Origin of the sequence: Oricola indica (genome assembly GCF_965227485.1) — a bacterium.
In the GTDB taxonomy this organism is placed as follows: domain Bacteria; phylum Pseudomonadota; class Alphaproteobacteria; order Rhizobiales; family Rhizobiaceae; genus Oricola; species Oricola indica.
Map to the genome: position 1 here is coordinate 1379857 of NZ_OZ245747.1, position 16255 is coordinate 1396111.

At 62.0% G+C, this 16255-nt stretch carries 12 protein-coding genes and 1 pseudogene; 5 read left to right on the forward strand and 8 right to left on the reverse strand.

Annotation, left to right across the window (positions count from 1 at the left end; all coding sequences use genetic code 11):
- Nucleotides 1-19: 19 nt before the first annotated feature.
- Entirely contained in the window at nt 20-1804 is a 1785-nt protein-coding gene (locus ACQK2M_RS07040) for a B12-binding domain-containing radical SAM protein (RefSeq protein WP_425417207.1), read from the forward strand.
- A 49-nt stretch (nt 1805-1853) separates the two neighbouring features.
- Entirely contained in the window at nt 1854-2663 is an 810-nt protein-coding gene (locus ACQK2M_RS07045; protein WP_223476020.1) for a transglutaminase-like domain-containing protein, read from the forward strand.
- 63 nt (nt 2664-2726) lie between these two features.
- Here the strand turns inward: ACQK2M_RS07045 and ACQK2M_RS07050 are convergent, their stop codons facing one another.
- Complete coding sequence (locus ACQK2M_RS07050) at nt 2727-4904, reverse strand: esterase-like activity of phytase family protein (RefSeq protein WP_425417208.1); 2178 nt, start codon at nt 4902-4904, stop codon at nt 2727-2729.
- A gap of 380 nt (nt 4905-5284) precedes the next feature.
- Between ACQK2M_RS07050 and ACQK2M_RS07055 the strand changes: the two genes are divergently transcribed.
- The 3 genes from ACQK2M_RS07055 to ACQK2M_RS07065 all read left to right on the forward strand — a co-directional run bounded on the left by ACQK2M_RS07055 (nt 5285) and on the right by ACQK2M_RS07065 (nt 8751).
- The gene (locus ACQK2M_RS07055) at nt 5285-7258 is read left to right on the forward strand and encodes a putative bifunctional diguanylate cyclase/phosphodiesterase (RefSeq protein WP_425417209.1); all 1974 of its coding nucleotides are present in this window, start codon (nt 5285-5287) and stop codon (nt 7256-7258) included.
- Between the two features lie 148 nt (nt 7259-7406).
- A complete protein-coding gene (locus ACQK2M_RS07060) occupies nt 7407-8129 on the forward strand; it encodes a DUF1013 domain-containing protein (RefSeq protein WP_223476016.1) in 723 nt (240 codons plus the stop codon).
- Nucleotides 8130-8301: 172 nt separating this feature from the next.
- Nucleotides 8302-8751, forward strand: a complete 450-nt coding sequence (locus tag ACQK2M_RS07065; RefSeq protein WP_223476015.1) for a MarR family winged helix-turn-helix transcriptional regulator — start codon at nt 8302-8304, stop codon at nt 8749-8751.
- 20 nt (nt 8752-8771) lie between these two features.
- Here the strand turns inward: ACQK2M_RS07065 and ACQK2M_RS07070 are convergent, their stop codons facing one another.
- The 7 genes and pseudogenes from ACQK2M_RS07070 to ACQK2M_RS07100 form a co-directional block, all read right to left on the reverse strand.
- Nucleotides 8772-9476 carry a helix-turn-helix transcriptional regulator gene (locus ACQK2M_RS07070; RefSeq protein ID WP_223476014.1) on the reverse strand — a complete coding sequence of 235 codons (705 nt, stop codon included), beginning with the start codon at nt 9474-9476 and terminating at the stop codon, nt 8772-8774.
- Between the two features lie 5 nt (nt 9477-9481).
- On the reverse strand, nt 9482-9856 hold the full coding sequence (locus ACQK2M_RS07075; RefSeq protein ID WP_425417210.1) for a VOC family protein: 375 nt from the start codon (nt 9854-9856) through the stop codon (nt 9482-9484).
- A gap of 93 nt (nt 9857-9949) precedes the next feature.
- A complete protein-coding gene (locus ACQK2M_RS07080; RefSeq protein ID WP_425417211.1) occupies nt 9950-10741 on the reverse strand; it encodes an SDR family NAD(P)-dependent oxidoreductase in 792 nt (263 codons plus the stop codon).
- A 106-nt stretch (nt 10742-10847) separates the two neighbouring features.
- Entirely contained in the window at nt 10848-12770 is a 1923-nt protein-coding gene (locus ACQK2M_RS07085; RefSeq protein WP_425417212.1) for a propionyl-CoA synthetase, read from the reverse strand.
- Between the two features lie 377 nt (nt 12771-13147).
- A pseudogene (locus ACQK2M_RS07090) lies at nt 13148-13822 on the reverse strand (SGNH/GDSL hydrolase family protein); the annotation flags it as partial.
- A gap of 102 nt (nt 13823-13924) precedes the next feature.
- The gene (locus tag ACQK2M_RS07095) at nt 13925-14818 is read right to left on the reverse strand and encodes a fructose bisphosphate aldolase (RefSeq protein ID WP_425417213.1); all 894 of its coding nucleotides are present in this window, start codon (nt 14816-14818) and stop codon (nt 13925-13927) included.
- A gap of 195 nt (nt 14819-15013) precedes the next feature.
- On the reverse strand, nt 15014-16213 hold the full coding sequence (locus tag ACQK2M_RS07100) for a phosphoglycerate kinase (protein ID WP_425417214.1): 1200 nt from the start codon (nt 16211-16213) through the stop codon (nt 15014-15016).
- Nucleotides 16214-16255: the final 42 nt, after the last annotated feature.

Sequence of the window (16255 nt, forward strand, 5' to 3'; positions counted from 1 at the left end):
CGGATCAACGCGCCGGTAGATGAACGGAAGGCCCCCCTTGCCGAAGTCCACGAGACCTGCCGGGCGCCGCTTCCAACTTTTTCTGATCAAACCGTCCCACTATGACGACCGGGGCTATGTGATCAGATGGTGGCGTTCGATGATACCATCCAATTCGCTGGCCGCGGTCTACGGAATTGCAGCCGATTGCGCCGATCGCGAAGTGCTCGGACCCGATGTCGAAATCGATATCGAGGTGATCGACGAAACGAACACCCGTGTCGATGTTCCGGCAATCCTCGCCCAGCTTCGCGAGAATGACGGTTTCGGCATGATCGCGCTGGTCGGTGTGCAGTCGAACCAGTATCCGCGTGCCGTCGATATCGCACGGATGTTCCGTGAAGCCGACGTTCCGGTGGCCATCGGCGGTTTCCACGTGTCCGGCTGCCTCGCCATGCTCGACGACGACAATGTCGATCTCGATCAGTGCCGCAAACTCGGCGTTTCCATATTCGCCGGCGAGGCTGAGGGTCGTTTCGACACCGTCCTGCGGGATGCTGCAGCACAACGGCTCGAACCGGTCTACAATTTCATGAACGATCTGCCGGGTATCGAGGGCGAACCGGCGCCGTTCCTGCCGAAACGCTTCGTGGAACGGACCACCGGGCTCAGTTCCAGTTTCGATGCCGGGCGGGGATGTCCCTATCAATGCTCGTTTTGCACGATCATCAACGTACAGGGGCGCAAGTCGCGCTTTCGAACCGCCGATGACGTCGAGCAGCTTGTTCGGCTCAACTGGGCCGAAGGCATCCATAAATTCTTCATCACCGACGACAATTTCGCCCGCAATCGCGAATGGGAATCGATCTTCGATCGCCTGATCGAACTGCGCGAGCGCGACGGCATTCCGCTCGGCCTGATGATCCAGGTCGACACGCTTTGCCACAAGATCGAGAACTTCGTCGAAAAGGCCAAGCGTGCCGGCGTCACGCGCGTTTTCATCGGCCTCGAAAACGTCAATCCGGAAAACCTCGCCGCAGCCAAGAAGCGCCAGAACAAGATCACCGAGTATCGCGAGATGCTGCTCGACTGGAAGGCGCAGGGGATCATGACGCTTGCCGGGTACATCCTAGGGTTTCCCGCCGATACGCCGGAAACGATCCGCCGCGACATCGCCATCATCCAGGAGGAACTGCCGCTCGATGTCATCGAGTTCTTTATTCTGACGCCGCTACCGGGGTCCGAAGACCACCAGAAGACCTGGCGCGCGGGAACGCCGTTGGAAGCGGACCTGAACGCCTACGATCTCAACAATGTCTGTATGCCGCATGAGCGGATGAGCCGGCAGGAATTAGAGGACATCTACAGCGAGGCCTGGCGCCTTTATTACACGCCGGCCCATATCCGGACCCTGTTGCGTCGTGCCGCGGCGACCGGATGTTCCGTCACCAGTCTGGTGAAGCTGCTCGTCCAGTTCGGAATCGGTGTGCGCCTCGAGGGTATCCACCCGCTCGAAATCGGTGTTGTGCGTCTACGGCATCCCTCCGAACGCCGACCCGGTTTGCCGCAGGAAAACCCAGTCTCCTTCTGGACGCGTTTCGCAGTTGAGACCGTCGCCAAGCAGATGCGGCTTGTCGGCGCAATTGCGCGCGTGGCAATCCCGGCAATCGTGATCACGAAGAATCCGGCCACCAAGGCCTATACCGACAAGGCGCTTACGAAAGGCGCGGAAGACGAGACCCTCGATCTCTATCAGAAGACGACCGGCGGACAGGCGGCTGTTGCCCATTCAAAGAAGATCGCAGCGCTGACGGCGCGCGCATGACGCTTGCCGCGCCAGCCCTGTCAAACAGGGATACCCAGTAACTTTGGTCATGCTCATTCGCTTCGGCTACGATCTCACCGTCACGTGCGAACTTCCAACTCCTATGGTTTGCCTGATGGATATCAGGCCGGAACGCGCAGGCTCGATGCTTGCGCCGGAGAAGGTCGTCACCTCGCCGGAGGTCGAAACACACACCTATGTCGACATGTTCGGCAATGTCTGTCGCCGCTTCGTCGCGCCGGCCGGTGATTTTTCGATATGGGCTGACGGAACCGTGGAGGATTCCGGCGAACTGGATCCGGTCAGGCCGGAGCTGCAGGAAATACCGGTCGCCGAGTTGCCCGATGACTGCCTCTCCTATCTGCTCGGCAGCCGGTATTGCGAGACCGACGAACTCAGCCAGACGGCCTGGGATCTGTTCGGCAACATCGCGCCCGGCTGGGGCAGGGTCCAGGCGATCTGCGATTATGTGCACAGCCACCTGACGTTCGATTACATGGCGGCGCGTTCCACGCGCACCGCACTTGACGCCCATGTCGAGGGAGTGGGCGTCTGCCGGGATTTCGCCCATCTCGCCATCGCCTTCTGCCGGTGCATGAATATCCCGGCACGCTATGTGAACGGACATCTCGGCGATATCGGCGTTCCGATTCTCGACCCGATGGATTTCTCCGCCTGGATGGAAGTTTATCTCGGCGGCGAATGGGTGACGTTCGACCCGCGCAACAATATACCGCGCATTGGCCGGGTGGTGGTGGCACGGGGGCGTGACGCGGCCGACGTGCCGCTGATCAACTCCTTCGGCCCGCACGTGTTGAAGTCGTTCCGGGTCTGGACCTACGACGTGACGGGATTGTAGCAGACGAGAAAAAGCCGGAGCGTCGCCGCCCCGGCTTTCCCGATCGGCCTTGGGAGGCGTCGATTACATGGCGCCGAGGCGCAGGAAGAGTGTCTCGCCGTTCGAATCGTCGATGCCGTCATTGTCGGTCACGGCAAATCCATTGCCGGCGGCATCGATGGCGAAGCCTTCGATCTTGTCGACGACGTAACCGCCGGTCGATTTCAGATCCGGGATGAAGTCGTGAACTTCTTCCTTGGAGACGAGCGGCAACTCGCCGCCGAGCGGGGCCGGCGTCATTTCGGACAGCGGTACGCGGAAGAGCTTCTTCAGCTTTGCGGCCTGACCGATCTGGTTGTCGCGCTCGACGATGTAGGCGAAGTCACCATTGGCGGTGATCTCCGACAGGCCGACCCAGCCGGCGCCCTTTTTCTCGAGCGGGTAGCGCACCGCGCCCCATTCCCCGGTGTCTGTGTTGTAGGAAACGAGCTTGACCTGACCGGCCTCGTCGTCGGCCCATTCACGCTGGATGGCGATCCAGAGCGTTTCGCCGATGCGGGTGACGCCTTCGGAACCGAAGCGCTTCTCGACGGCCAGAAGTTCCGGCGGGAAGGCGACCTGCTTCTTGATCTCGCCCTCGGCGTTGACGTGGTAGAGGGCATGCGGGATCAGGCGGTCGGTACGGCCTTCCGATGCGATCCAGAAGCCGCCTTCGCCGTCCGTGGTTATCCCTTCCTGATCGAAGAGCTGGGCCGGCGCGCCGTTGCGGGTAACGCGGGTGGCCTTGGTGATCTTCGCAGGTGTCTGGTTGGCGTCGATGGTGAAGATCGTCGGCTGCATCGAATAGAAGCTGTCATTGACGCCATAAAGGATGCCTGCCTGCTCCTCGTCCGCGACAAGACCCGACATGGCGCCCCAACCGATCGGACGATCACCGTCCATGCCTGAAACGAGCATCGGATAGGCCGCTTCGCCTTCGTCATAGGAATAAATGGTGACATGCGAACGCACGCCGCCATCGTCGATCAGATCGGCCTCGTTGGCGACGGCGAACAGGTTGCGGCCGGGAATGGCGACTGCGCCTTCCGGGGCGAGCGCCGTCGGCAGGAGCTGCTTGAACGCGGGCTCCGCGCCGGTGTCTTCATAAACGCCGACCACGGAACCGCGCTCGGAAAGAAGGAAGATGAAGGCCTTGTCGCCGAAGGTGCCGACTTCCATGCCTTCGGGCTCTGCGCCCTTGTTGCCGGAGCGCTTCTCCGGATAGTGGCCGGCCATGGCGACCTCGTATTCGAAGGAGAGACCGCTTTCATAGAGGACTTCGCCTTCCTTCGAGAAGATGGTGAAGCCGCGCGATCCGCCCTTCCAGTCGCCCTCATTGGCGATGACGAAGCGGTCATTGTCGAGCCACTGCACGGCATCCGGCTCGCGCGGGACAGCGGTGAGCTTGTCGTCGAAGGTCAGCGCGCCTTCTTCCGCGGTATCGACATTGTCGAGATCGACAGTACCTGCGGAGAAATGCGAGAGGATTTCACCCGTCTTGCCATCCACGACGGCGAGGTAGTTGTTCTCCTGCATCGTGACGACGATTTCGCCTGCATCGTTGAAATCGACGAATTCCGGCTCCGGATCCTCCGGCGCGATATCGGCGATACCGGTCATATCGACTATCTTCAGGCTGTCGCAGTCCAGTGCTCCATTCGAAGCCGAAACGATGGCGAGGCTGCCGGCCGGCATCTGCGGAAGACCGCCGTCGCCAGCATCTTCATCGCGCTCGTTCTCGATCGCAACCGCGACCATGGAACCGTCTTTCGACAGCGCGACGGAGTCGGGCTGGCCGCCGAGGTCGCAGCTCTGTTCGATCTCCCCCGATTCCAGATTGACGGAGAGGAGGGCGCCGGACGGCGCGGTGTAGCTTTCCGATGTGTTCAGGCCGACAAAGGCGTGGCCGGACTGGATGACGAGGGATGTCGGCTCGCCGTCGAGCTTGACATATCCGCCGGGCGCCGGATTGGCGGGGTCCGAGATGTCGATCATTCCGATGCCGCCGAAGGGGCTGTCGGAATAGACCAGGGTCATGCCGTCTTCGGTGACGTAGATGATCTCCGAGGAGGTCTCCGATGCCGGGTCGGCATCCGCCGGAAGGTTGGTGTTGACCGGGAAAGACGCGACGCGGTTGAAAACCGGATCAGCGGATGCGGCGGTGGCGGCGAACAGCGCGGCGAGCGCCGTACCCGTGGCCAGCAGTCTGGTTTGTTTGGACATGCCTCAGCTCCCTGAGATTGCGTGGAATCGGTAAAACGGACGCGGAATCGGCCCGGCAATCGACGCGCGACTTGTTGGCGAGGCGCATGACAGCGCCATGACGGGATGACGAAGAAATGATGACAGCTTTCGCGCTCCGCTTAGCGCGCCGTTAACGACGTTGGGATTCGCGATGAGGGCGTTAAGTGTCTGTCAAAAGCGCGATTGTTACGAGTTCGGGGAGCGTCTGTCGCCACGGCAGGGCATGATGCCGATCGCTCTCCCGGCCGGGCCGGATGTCGCGCGCCGCCGCAGCGGACGCGCCAACGCCATCAACAACAAGTCGTCAAGACGGACCGGCCAATCGCGGACCGCGCCATTGGCCTGTCGGATGAATTCGCATGGGTCGGCACAGCAAGCGTGACTACATTGCAGGAGGGGGAACCGGGCTGCGCGCGACAGGCGCGGGCTCGAAATCCGGTAATGCCCCGGAGGTGGAGATGCGCCATGCGCTGGCTGCATCCTACCAGTCGATGTTCGCTGCGATCCTTCTGCCGATCTCGGTCTATTTCGCCCTGACCGTTTTCTATCACCTGTTCATTGCGGATGCCGCCGGCCATGCATTCTTGTCGGTTTCCTCGGCACTGATCGCGATGGCTTTCCTCGCGATGGGCCTTGATGTTCGTCGGCGGGCCCTGAGCTATCGCGAACTGGAATTTTTTGGCTTCGCCTTTTTCGCGCTGATCAATCTCAAGGCGGCGGCCAACAACTTCGTGCAGCTGGAGCCGGCTAAGCTCTTCTTTTTCATGCTGCCCATGCTGATTGTCGCCATCTTCGGTATCAGCACACGGCTTGTTGTCACCGCGATCCTGTCGTCGGTCGCCACCATGCTGGCTTTCGCGAGCCAGGCAGGCGGCGACATGCTCTTGCAAGCCTCGATGATCGCGCTTGCCGGCTCGCTCGCGGGCTATTGCATCTCGACACTCACACGCGGGGCGATATCGCGTGAGATCCGGGCGCGCATGACCGCCGAGACGCTGCGGCAGACGGCCGAGGCGCAGGCTGACCAGGACATGCTGACCGAATTGCCGAACCGCCGGAATTTCTTCAGGCGCCTTCGAGAGAGGCTCGAACGTGGTCGTGCCGGTGGCGAGGAGTTCGTGCTGGGCGTCGTCGATCTGGATGGCTTCAAATCGATCAACGACAGTTACGGCCACACAGTCGGCGACCTTTTGCTGATCGAGGTTGCCGCGAGGCTTCGTGACACCGGAGGCGGGAACGGGCTGGTCTCGCGGCTCGGCGGCGATGAGTTCGCGATCCTGATCGACGGCGCGCGAAACGATGAGCAGTTGCATGGGCATGGCGACACGATCCGGGAAAGCATTGCCAGCCCTTACCTGATTTCGGGCATAGAATTTTCCGTCTCCGCGTCGGTGGGATTCGTTCGCTCGACGATCGCCGATCTCGATGAAACGGGCCTGATCGAGCGGGCCGACTTCGCCATGTTCCGCGCCAAGGCAAACGGCAGCGGCACGGTCATCTTCTCGCATGAGCACGAAGAGGATCTGGAGCAGATCGGCCGCGTGGAGCAGGCATTGCGGTCCAGCGACAAGGAAGCGGAAATGTCCGTCGTCTTCCAGCCGCAGGTGGATATCGCCTCCGGTGAAACGACGGGCTTCGAGGCCCTGGCGCGCTGGAACAGCCCGTCACTGGGCAATGTGCGCCCCGACGTTTTCATCGCGGCGGCGGAACGGACCGGCTTGATCGAGGAAATGACACCGATCCTGCTCGGGAAGGCACTGAAGATCGCCAGGGACTGGCCCGGCGATATCAAGCTGTCCTTCAACCTGTCCATTCGCGACATCATGTCATCGACCGCCATCGACAAGCTGTGCCGGATTATAGAGGCAAGCGACATCGATCCCGCTCGGCTCGAATTCGAAGTGACCGAAACCCTCATCATGTCTGACTTCGAGACGGCGCGAAAATCGCTTGCGAAACTGCAGACGCTCGGCGCCAGGGTCGCGCTCGACGATTTCGGCGTCGGTTATGCCAATTTCGGCCATATCGACCAGCTGGATATCAACACGATCAAGATCGATCGCAGTTTCGTGACGCGGCTCGCCGACGGGGGCCGCACGGCGAAGGTCATCAAGACGATGGTGGACATGTGCGCGACACTGGGTGTCGGCTCGATCATCGAGGGGGTGGAGACAGAGCAGGAACTCGACGTCCTTCAGGGAATCGGTGCGCGCAAGGTGCAGGGCTATTATTACTCGAAGCCGATGCCGCCCGACGAGATTCCGGCCTTCCTGTCGCGGCGTTTCCTTGCTCGGATCGGCGGCGGGCCCGCGTCGGTCGCCCGCGCCGTCTGATCTCAGCCGGAATAACCTGTTATCCGTGACGCCCGGCTTTATTGCGAAGCGCGCCGAGATGCGCTATGGAGCGCTCATTCTTCCGGAAATCAGTGGTTAGACACCACGCCCGCGGCCCCGGCGCGGACGAACAGGAAAGGTTTATCCAATGGCCAATACACTTCTGATGCCCAAGGCGACGGCCGTCTGGCTCGTCGACAACACGGCGCTTTCCTTCGACCAGATCGCACAGTTCTGCAAGCTGCATCCTCTCGAGGTCAAGGCGATTGCCGACGGTGAATCGGCGCAGGGCATCAAAGGCCTGGACCCGATCAATACCGGCCAGTTGACGCGCGACGAAATCGCCAAGGCCGAATCGGACACGAACTACCAGATGAAACTCGCGGCCGCGAAATATGCGGTCCCGGAACTGCGCAAGAAGGGACCTCGCTACACGCCGGTCTCGAAGCGTCAGGACCGTCCGAACGCGATCCTCTGGCTGGTGCGCAACCATCCGGAACTCAAGGACGCGCAGATCTCGCGTCTCGTCGGCACGACCAAGAACACGATCGAACAGATCCGCAACCGCACGCACTGGAATTCGGCGAATTTGCAGCCGGTCGATCCCGTGGCGCTCGGGCTTTGCTCCCAGATCGATCTCGATTTCGAGGTGCAGAAGGCGGCCAAGTTGCGGCCCGCTCCGGTCGAAGGAGAGCAGGGCGACAGCTTGCTGCCAGCGTCGGAAACCGAAAACCTGCCCGCCGACGACATTCTTTCGCAGCCGGTCAAGCCGAAGGAAGACGAGGAACTCGACGCGGACGCCGTCTTTGCGCGCCTTTCCTCCCTCAAGGGCTCGCAGAGCGAGGAAGAGGGCAACGAGGACGAGCAATAGGCCTCATTTTCCTTTTTGCCATTTGCGAGGCCCGCTTTCAGGCGGGCCTTTTCTTTTTCGGAGGGGTGTTCCCGAACGCGCCGCGAAGGCGTGACAAAAAGTATGCTTTCTTATCAATTTTGCGTAGGCTGACGCTGACCGCCGGGATTGGGCGGCGCACAGAGGATGCGTGATGAACGAACGAGGTCCGAGGGCGGCCAGTCTGGGAATGCCGGGGCACCTTATAAGGCGCTTGCATCAGGTTTCGACGCATATCTTCTCGCAGCGCGTACGTGAGGCGGGATACGATCTGACACCGGTCCAGTTCGCAGCGCTCGATGTGCTGCGTTTCAGCCCTGGCACGGACCAGGCTGGTCTCGCCGATGCGATCGCGAAGGACCGGGCGACGACCGGCTCCGTAATCGACCGGCTGGAACAGAAGGGGCTGGTCGCCCGGACAGTCAGCGGCCGCGACCGGCGGGCACGGGAACTGACGATCACCGAGGAGGGCAACAGGATCGTCGATGCTGTTCTGCCGGTGGTCGAGCGGCTTCAAAAGGAAATTCTTCCCGGCCTTGACGACGACGAGTACAGGCAGTTTCTCGCATTGGCCGCGAAGGCGGCGAAAGCTCCCGATCTCTGACGTATCGGCGCGGCGGTGATCTAATGTCCGCCCGGAGACATATCGCCGCGTTCCTCCATCTGGCGATAGAAGTCGCGCAGCGTCTTGCCGCGTTCGGGACGGAAGGTTTCCGGGAGCGTCTCGACATCGCGAACGCGATCGACGCGGAACATGCGGAAATCCTCGCGGAGCAGGCACCAGCCGACGAACAGCCAGCGCCCGCCCCAGAACCACAGGCCGAGCGGGCGGATGGAGCGGCTGGTGGTGCGGTCTTCCGCATCGACATAGGCGAAACGGATGACGTTTTTCGATTCCGCCGCGCGCTCCACCACGTCGAGATTTGCGCGCACGCTGTCGGGCAACAGGAAAGTCGGCGCGTGGATCTCCGTCGAGTGCAGACGTGCGCGCTCGGCATCGGGAAGCACCGCCTCGATCTTGATGAGCGCTTCCTCGGCAGCACGCGCCAGGGTGGCTCCGCCCCAGGCCTTCACGAGGCGGGCGCCCGCCACGAGCGCGACGATCTCGTCACGCGAGAACATCAATGGCGGCAGGTCGAAGCCTTCGCGCATGATGTATCCGACACCGGCCTCCCCGTCGATGGGAACCCCTGTCGACTGGAGGTCGGCAATGTCGCGATAGATCGTGCGTTCGGAGACTTCGAGCTTGTCGGCGAGTTTCTTCGCCGTGACGAGCCGACCGCCCCTCAGGTGCTGTACGATCTGGAAGAGGCGGTCGGCGCGTCGCATGGTCGTCAGGCCGTCCTGAACAGTCCGATGGAGTTTCCGTCGGGATCCGTCGCATAGAAGAAGCTGCCGGCGGGAATGTCGATCGTCGGCGACAGCACTTCGCCACCCGATGCCTTCACCCGTCCCATCGCGTCGTCGAGCGATCCGTCGATCGCGAGGTGGATCGTGTTGCTGGTTCCGGCTTCGGAGGGTTTGCCCGGATAGAGATGGCCGGAGACGCCCATGTCGGCCATGGAGGAGAACATGACCATCGGGTTGGGGCCATCGTCGTTGCGGGTCATCGTGATGGACAGCACTTCCTCGTAGAAGCGCTTGGAAGCGTCGAGATCGGTAACCGGGATCTCGAACCAGACTGCTGTATTCCGGGGTGCGTCGGACATGGCCGTTTCCTTTCAAAGATTGGCTGACGACCCGAATGTGTCATACCCCTCCTGACATCATTCTGTCAGGAGGGAAATGTCCGACTGTCCGGCTTACTCCTCTTCGGGCACCGGCACCGTGTAGTTGAGCGCGAGGCGTCCGCCATCGGCATAGATCGTCTGGCCCGTGATGTAGCCGGCGTCGTCGGAGGCGAGGAAGGAAACGGTCGAAGCGATTTCCGCCGTCTCGCCGATGCGCAGAAGCGGGGTCCTGGACAGGATGCGATTGCGCGCTTCCGGGTCATCATTCACCGAGGACAGCATCTCGGTCATGATCGAGCCCGGGCCGACGGCGTTGACCCGGATGCCGTAAGGCGCAAGCGACATGGCCATGACCTTCGTCAACTGGTTCACGCCGCCCTTGGAGACGCAATAGGGCACCTGATTGGGGATCGCGACGGCGCCGTTGATCGACGACATGTTGACGATTGCGCCGGCGGGGCCGCCATTCTTGACCTTTTCGACCATCAGGCGGGCAGCAGCCTGTCCGCAAAGGAACTGTCCCTTGATGTTGACCCGCATCACGCGGTCGAAATCCTCTTCCGTGATATCGAGGAAATCCGCGCCATGCACGATACCGGCATTGTTGACCAGGATGTCGACGTCGCCGAAGACGTCGAGTACGGAGGCCATGAGGTTGTGGACGCTGAGGCGGTCGCCGACATCGACGCCGATGGACCGGACATCGCCCAGGTCGGACAGTTCCTCGGCCGCGGCCGCACCCTTTTTCTCGTCTATGTCGGCAAGCATCACCCGCACGCCGTCGCTCAACAGTCGCTTGACGATCGCGTATCCGATTCCCTGCGCGCCGCCGGTGACGATCGCGATCTTTCCGTCGAGTGCCATGATAGTCTCCTGTTTCTTTCAGGCAGACCTAACGCTTCCGGCGGCAAATGGGAATGCTGCGGCCGCGCGAGGCGGACGCTCGTTCTCATGAGTCAGAAATACTCTCTCAGGCGGCGGCCAGGCCCACCTTGCGTTCCCTGAGCACTTCGCCGATTTCGTCGAGGATAGCCGGGTCGTCGATGGTGGCCGGCATCTTCCAGTCCTCGCCGTCGGCGATCTTCTGCATGGTTCCGCGCAGGATCTTGCCGGATCGGGTTTTCGGCAAACGGTTGACGGTGAGTGCGATCTTGAAGGCGGCGACTGGGCCGATTTCGTCGCGCACCAGCTTGACGACTTCTCTCTCGATCTCCTCGGCCGGACGGTCGACACCCGAATTGAGGACCAGGAAACCGGCCGGCAACTGTCCCTTGAGGCTGTCGGCGATACCGATGACGGCGCATTCCGCGACATCCGGATGTCCCGCGATGACTTCCTCCATCGCCCCGGTGGAGAGGCGGTGGCCGGCGACATTGATGATGTCGTCGGTGCGCGCCATGATGAAGAGGTAGCCGTCCTCGTCCATATAGCCGGCGTCCGATGTCTTGTAGTAACCGGGGAACTCGTCGAGATAGGCCGCGCGGAACCGGTCGTCGGCATTCCAGAGCGTCGGAAGGCAGGACGGCGGGAGCGGCAGCTTCACCACGATATTGCCAAGCGTCCCGGCGGGCACCGGATGGCCTGCATCGTCGATGATCTGGACATCGTAACCGGGCATAGCGACCGTCGGGGAGCCGATCTTGACCGGCAGTTCGCCGAGACCGAGCGGATTGCCGGCGATGGCCCAGCCGGTTTCGGTCTGCCACCAGTGGTCGATGACCGGAACCTTCAGTTTCTCCTGCGCCCATTTGATCGTGTCGGGATCGGCGCGTTCGCCGGCCAAAAACAGCGAGCGAAGGCTCGACATGTCGTAGTTCGGGATCAGTGCGCCCTTGGGATCTTCCTTCTTGATGGCACGGAAGGCGGTCGGCGCGGTGAAGAGCGACGAAACGCCGTGTTCCTGGATCACGCGCCAGAAGGTGCCGGCGTCGGGTGTGCCGACGGGCTTGCCCTCGAAGACGATGGTCGTCGCGCCGATCAGAAGCGGGGCGTAGACGATGTAGGAGTGCCCGACGACCCACCCGACGTCGGATGCGGCCCAGAAGACCTCGCCGGGCTCGATGGCGTAGAGCGCCCGCATGGAGTAGCTCAAAGCGACCATGTGGCCGCCATTGTCACGCACCACGCCCTTGGGCTGACCCGTCGTGCCGGAGGTATAGAGGATGTAGAGCGGGTCTGTTGCCGCGACCGGAACACAGGGGACCTTGGTCTCGCCTTCCATATGCGCCCAGACGGCCGCGGCGTAATCGGTGTCGCGGCCCGGTTCGAGATCGTAGGGATGCTCCTCGCGTTCCAGTACGAGGCAGTGATCGGGCTTGAACTTCGCCTGGGAGATGGCCGCGTCGAGCAGGGGCTTGTAGGGCACCTGCCGTGACGGCTCGATGCCACAGGAGGCGGCGACGACCACCTTCGGGTGGCAATCGTCGATGCGGGTGGCCAGTTCGTGTGCCGCGAAGCCGCCGAAGACGACGGAATGGATTGCGCCGAGGCGGGCGACCGCCAGCATGGAGAAGACGGCTTCCGGGATCATCGGCATGTAGATCAGGACGCGGTCGCCCTTCTCGACACCGAGATCACGCAGGACCGCGGCCAGTGCCTCGACCTCCTGCAGGACTTCGCCATAGGTGAACTTGCGCTGCTTGCCGGTGATCGGACTATCATAGATGACCGCGGTCTGGTCGCCTCGCCCTGCTTCGACATGGCGGTCGACAGCATTGTGGCAGGTGTTGCACTCGGCACCGGCGAACCAGCGGCCATAGACGCCGTCTTCCGGATCGAAGACTTTGTCCCACGGCTTGAACCAGTCTATGGCCTCGGCCTGCTTTTCCCAGAACAGGCCCGGATCTTTTTTCCAGTCGTCATAGACGGCTTGATAGCTGGACGTATTGCTCATGGCGTTACTCCTCCCGCGTGCAAGAGCCCCCGTTCCGGCTTCCCCTCTGGAACGCGGTTTCCTCGTGCCAGAACGGATGCTATTCGTCCATTTGACTAACGCCTAAGCTGATCGGTGCATGAGCGCGACAATTGCGCACAGCCCGCAACCCGAGCCGAACGGATAATCTCTTGGTCAAACTGCTATCAGTATTCGTCGTGCTGGCGATGATTGTCCAGATCATCAAGCCACTGGGCGTGCCGGGACTACGACGACGCAGCGATTTCTGGAAGCTGCCCCTGGCGGGTCTGTTCGCGATCGTCCTGATCAGCGCTCTGCAACTTTAGCGGCGCGGGGGAGGGGCGTTCGGGGACTAGGTACTCCACCAGATGTTCCGCCCAACTGCGATATCCGGCCGGTCCGGCATGAAACCCGTCCCGGGCGAAACCCTGCGGGCCGTGGATCGGCAGGGGATCGGCCATTACGGCCCCGCGCTCGTTGCACAGGCGGGCGCCCATGGCGTTTATGAGTTCGGCGCGAAATTGGAGAATGCGGCCGAGCGCCGAGGGAAGCGCCGGAATGCGGGTCATGTCGGCCACCGGCGACCAGACGATGCGCGCGTCGGGAAAGCGTGCACGCATGGCATAGAGCAGTGTGCCGAACTCGCGCTTGAAGCGGCGGATGACGTGAAAGTTCTTCATGTCGTTGGTGCCGATCGCCAGGACGACATGGGTAAAGTCGCGATCTTCGACATGCGGAATGACGTGATCACGCAGATCGCCTGAAGTCGCCGAGTTCGCGCCGGCCGCGCGCCAGCGCACGGGTCGGCCTGAGCGCTCGTTCAGCGTGCGCGCGATATTGAAGGCCAGCGTGTCATCGAGGCGCGTCATGCCGACGCCGGCCACGGAGGAGTCGCCCGCAACCAGGAGGGATATCTCATCGCCCTTGCCATCGAACCGTCCTTCATGGGGGACTTCGGCGGGGTGCAGGCGTTCGATCCGCAGGCGGACCGAGATGCCCTGCCAGACATAGACGGGGAACGCGACCCAACTGAAAAGCGCCTTTGAGACCATGCGGCGAAAGATCCGAAAATGAGATACCCGTGGCACCTAACGGCGCCACGGGCATTATTTAGAGACGTTGCGCGTCTCAGCAATATGACAGGGCTGCGAAAGTCAGCCGGCCCGGGAGGCTTCGAAGATGCTGTCGATCGCTTCGGCGAGCATCGCATCAAACTCTGCGTCGCTCTGGTCGGCGGACAGACCTTCGCTCAGTGCCCGCGAGAAGCTGGCGATCATGCCGGTGTTCTGAGCCAGTTTCTCGTTCGCCTCATCGCGCGAATAACCGCCGGAAAGCGCGACGACCCGCATGACGCGGGGATCGTCGATGAGTGGCTTGTAGAGGTTGGGCTTGGTCGGCAGGCTCAGCTTGAGCATGACCTGCTTGCCTTCCGGAACGCCGTCGAGGTGCTTCTGGATCTCGGCCAGCAGGATGTCCTCGGCCTCGGCCTTGTCGTCGATCGAGATCGTGACTTCCGGCTCGATGATCGGGACGAGGCCATGCGACAGGATCTGGCGTCCCACCTCGAATTGCTGGTCGACGATCGCCGCGATGCCTTTCGGATTTGCCGCGTCGATCACCGAGCGCATCTTGGTGCCGAAGACGCCTTTGGCGACCGCACGCTCCAGCAGGGCGTCGAGATCCGGCATCGGCTTCATCAGCTTCACGCCGTCCGCCTCCTCGGCAAGGCCTTTGTCCACCTTCAGGAACGGTACGACACTGCGGTTCTCCCACAGATACTGCGCCGTCGGCACACCATCGATTTCGCGGTCCATGGTCTGTTCGAACAGGATGGCGCCCATCACCTTGTCACCGGTGAAGGCCGGCGACTTGATGATCCGCGAGCGCATCTGGTGGATGAGGTCGAACATCTCTTCTTCGTTCGAATAAGCGCTTTCCGAAACGCCGTAGAGTTTCAGCGCCTTCGGTGTCGAACCGCCCGATTGGTCCAGCGCCGCGATAAAGCCGTCCTTGTTCGCGACCTGCGCTGCCATATCCGATTGCGTCATTCGTATCTCCCGAGGTTGGTCAAGGTCCGAAGCGCGCGGCGCGTGCCGGCGCTTAAATTGTCAGGCCGGGCCTTAGCAAAGGGCCATCCTGGAAGGAATATCACAGGCCTCGGTCTAAACCGATTAAAATAGTTCAATCGTTTAAAATAGCCCGAAAAGTTGATCCGTGATGGGTCTCTGCATCTCGCTATAAGCTCAGGCAGAGAGCGCGGCGACGCCTGGCAATTCCTTGCCTTCCATCCATTCGAGGAAGGCGCCGCCCGCAGTCGAGACATAGGTGAACTTGTCCGCCACGCCCGCATGATTGAGTGCGGCAACCGTGTCGCCGCCACCCGCGACAGAAACAAGATTACCGGCCACGGTCTGCTCGGCGGCGAACCGCGCGGCAGCGACGGTCGCCGCGTCGAACGGTTCGATTTCGAAAGCGCCGAGCGGTCCGTTCCAGACCAGAGTGGCCGCGTGGTCGATCCAGCCATTGATCTTTTCGACGGTCGCCGGACCGGCGTCGAGGATCATGGCGTCGGCGGGCACGTTCTCGATATCGACGGTTTCGTTGTCCGCTCCGGCCTTGAACTCGCGCGCAACGACTCCGTCTACTGGCAGCACGATAGCGCAGCCCGCGGAGGCGGCTTCCGACATGATCGCGTTTGCAGTGTCCGCGAGATCGTGCTCGCACAGGGACTTGCCGACTTCGACGCCCTTGGCCGCGAGAAAGGTGTTAGCCATGCCGCCGCCGATCACCAGCGCGTCGACCTTCTTGACGAGGTTCTGCAGGAGATCGATCTTGGTCGAGACCTTGGCACCGCCGACAATGGCGACGACAGGCTTGGCGGGCGCGCCAAGGCCCTTCTCAAGCGCCTCGAGTTCGGCCTGCATGGAGCGGCCGGCATAGGCGGGAAGCAGCCATGCAAGGCCCTCGGTCGAAGCATGGGCCCGGTGCGCCGCCGAGAAGGCGTCGTTGACATACATGTCGCCATTGGCGGCCATCGCCTTGGCGAGGTCCGGATCGTTCTTTTCCTCGCCGGGGTGGAAGCGGGTGTTTTCAAGGAGGAGGACATCGCCGCTGGTCATCTCGTCGATTTCCTTCTTTGCGGCTTCGCCGATGCAGTCGGAGGCGAAATCGACACGGTGATCGAGTTCCTCCTCCAGTGCCTGTGCCACCGGGCTCAGCGACATCTCTTCGACGACCTTTCCCTTCGGGCGGCCGAAATGGGCGAGCAGAATGACCTTCCCGCCCCTGCGGGACAGTTCGGAGATGGTCGGAATGACACGTTCGATGCGTGTCCGGTCGGTCACGACACCATCGGCCATCGGCACGTTGAGATCGACACGCACCAGCACGCGTTTGCCGCCGATTTCCTGCGGCATGTCGTCAAGTGTCTTGAACTGCGTCATAAACGGAACTCCTCTGTCGTACCGCCATGCCTACAGCCGGCG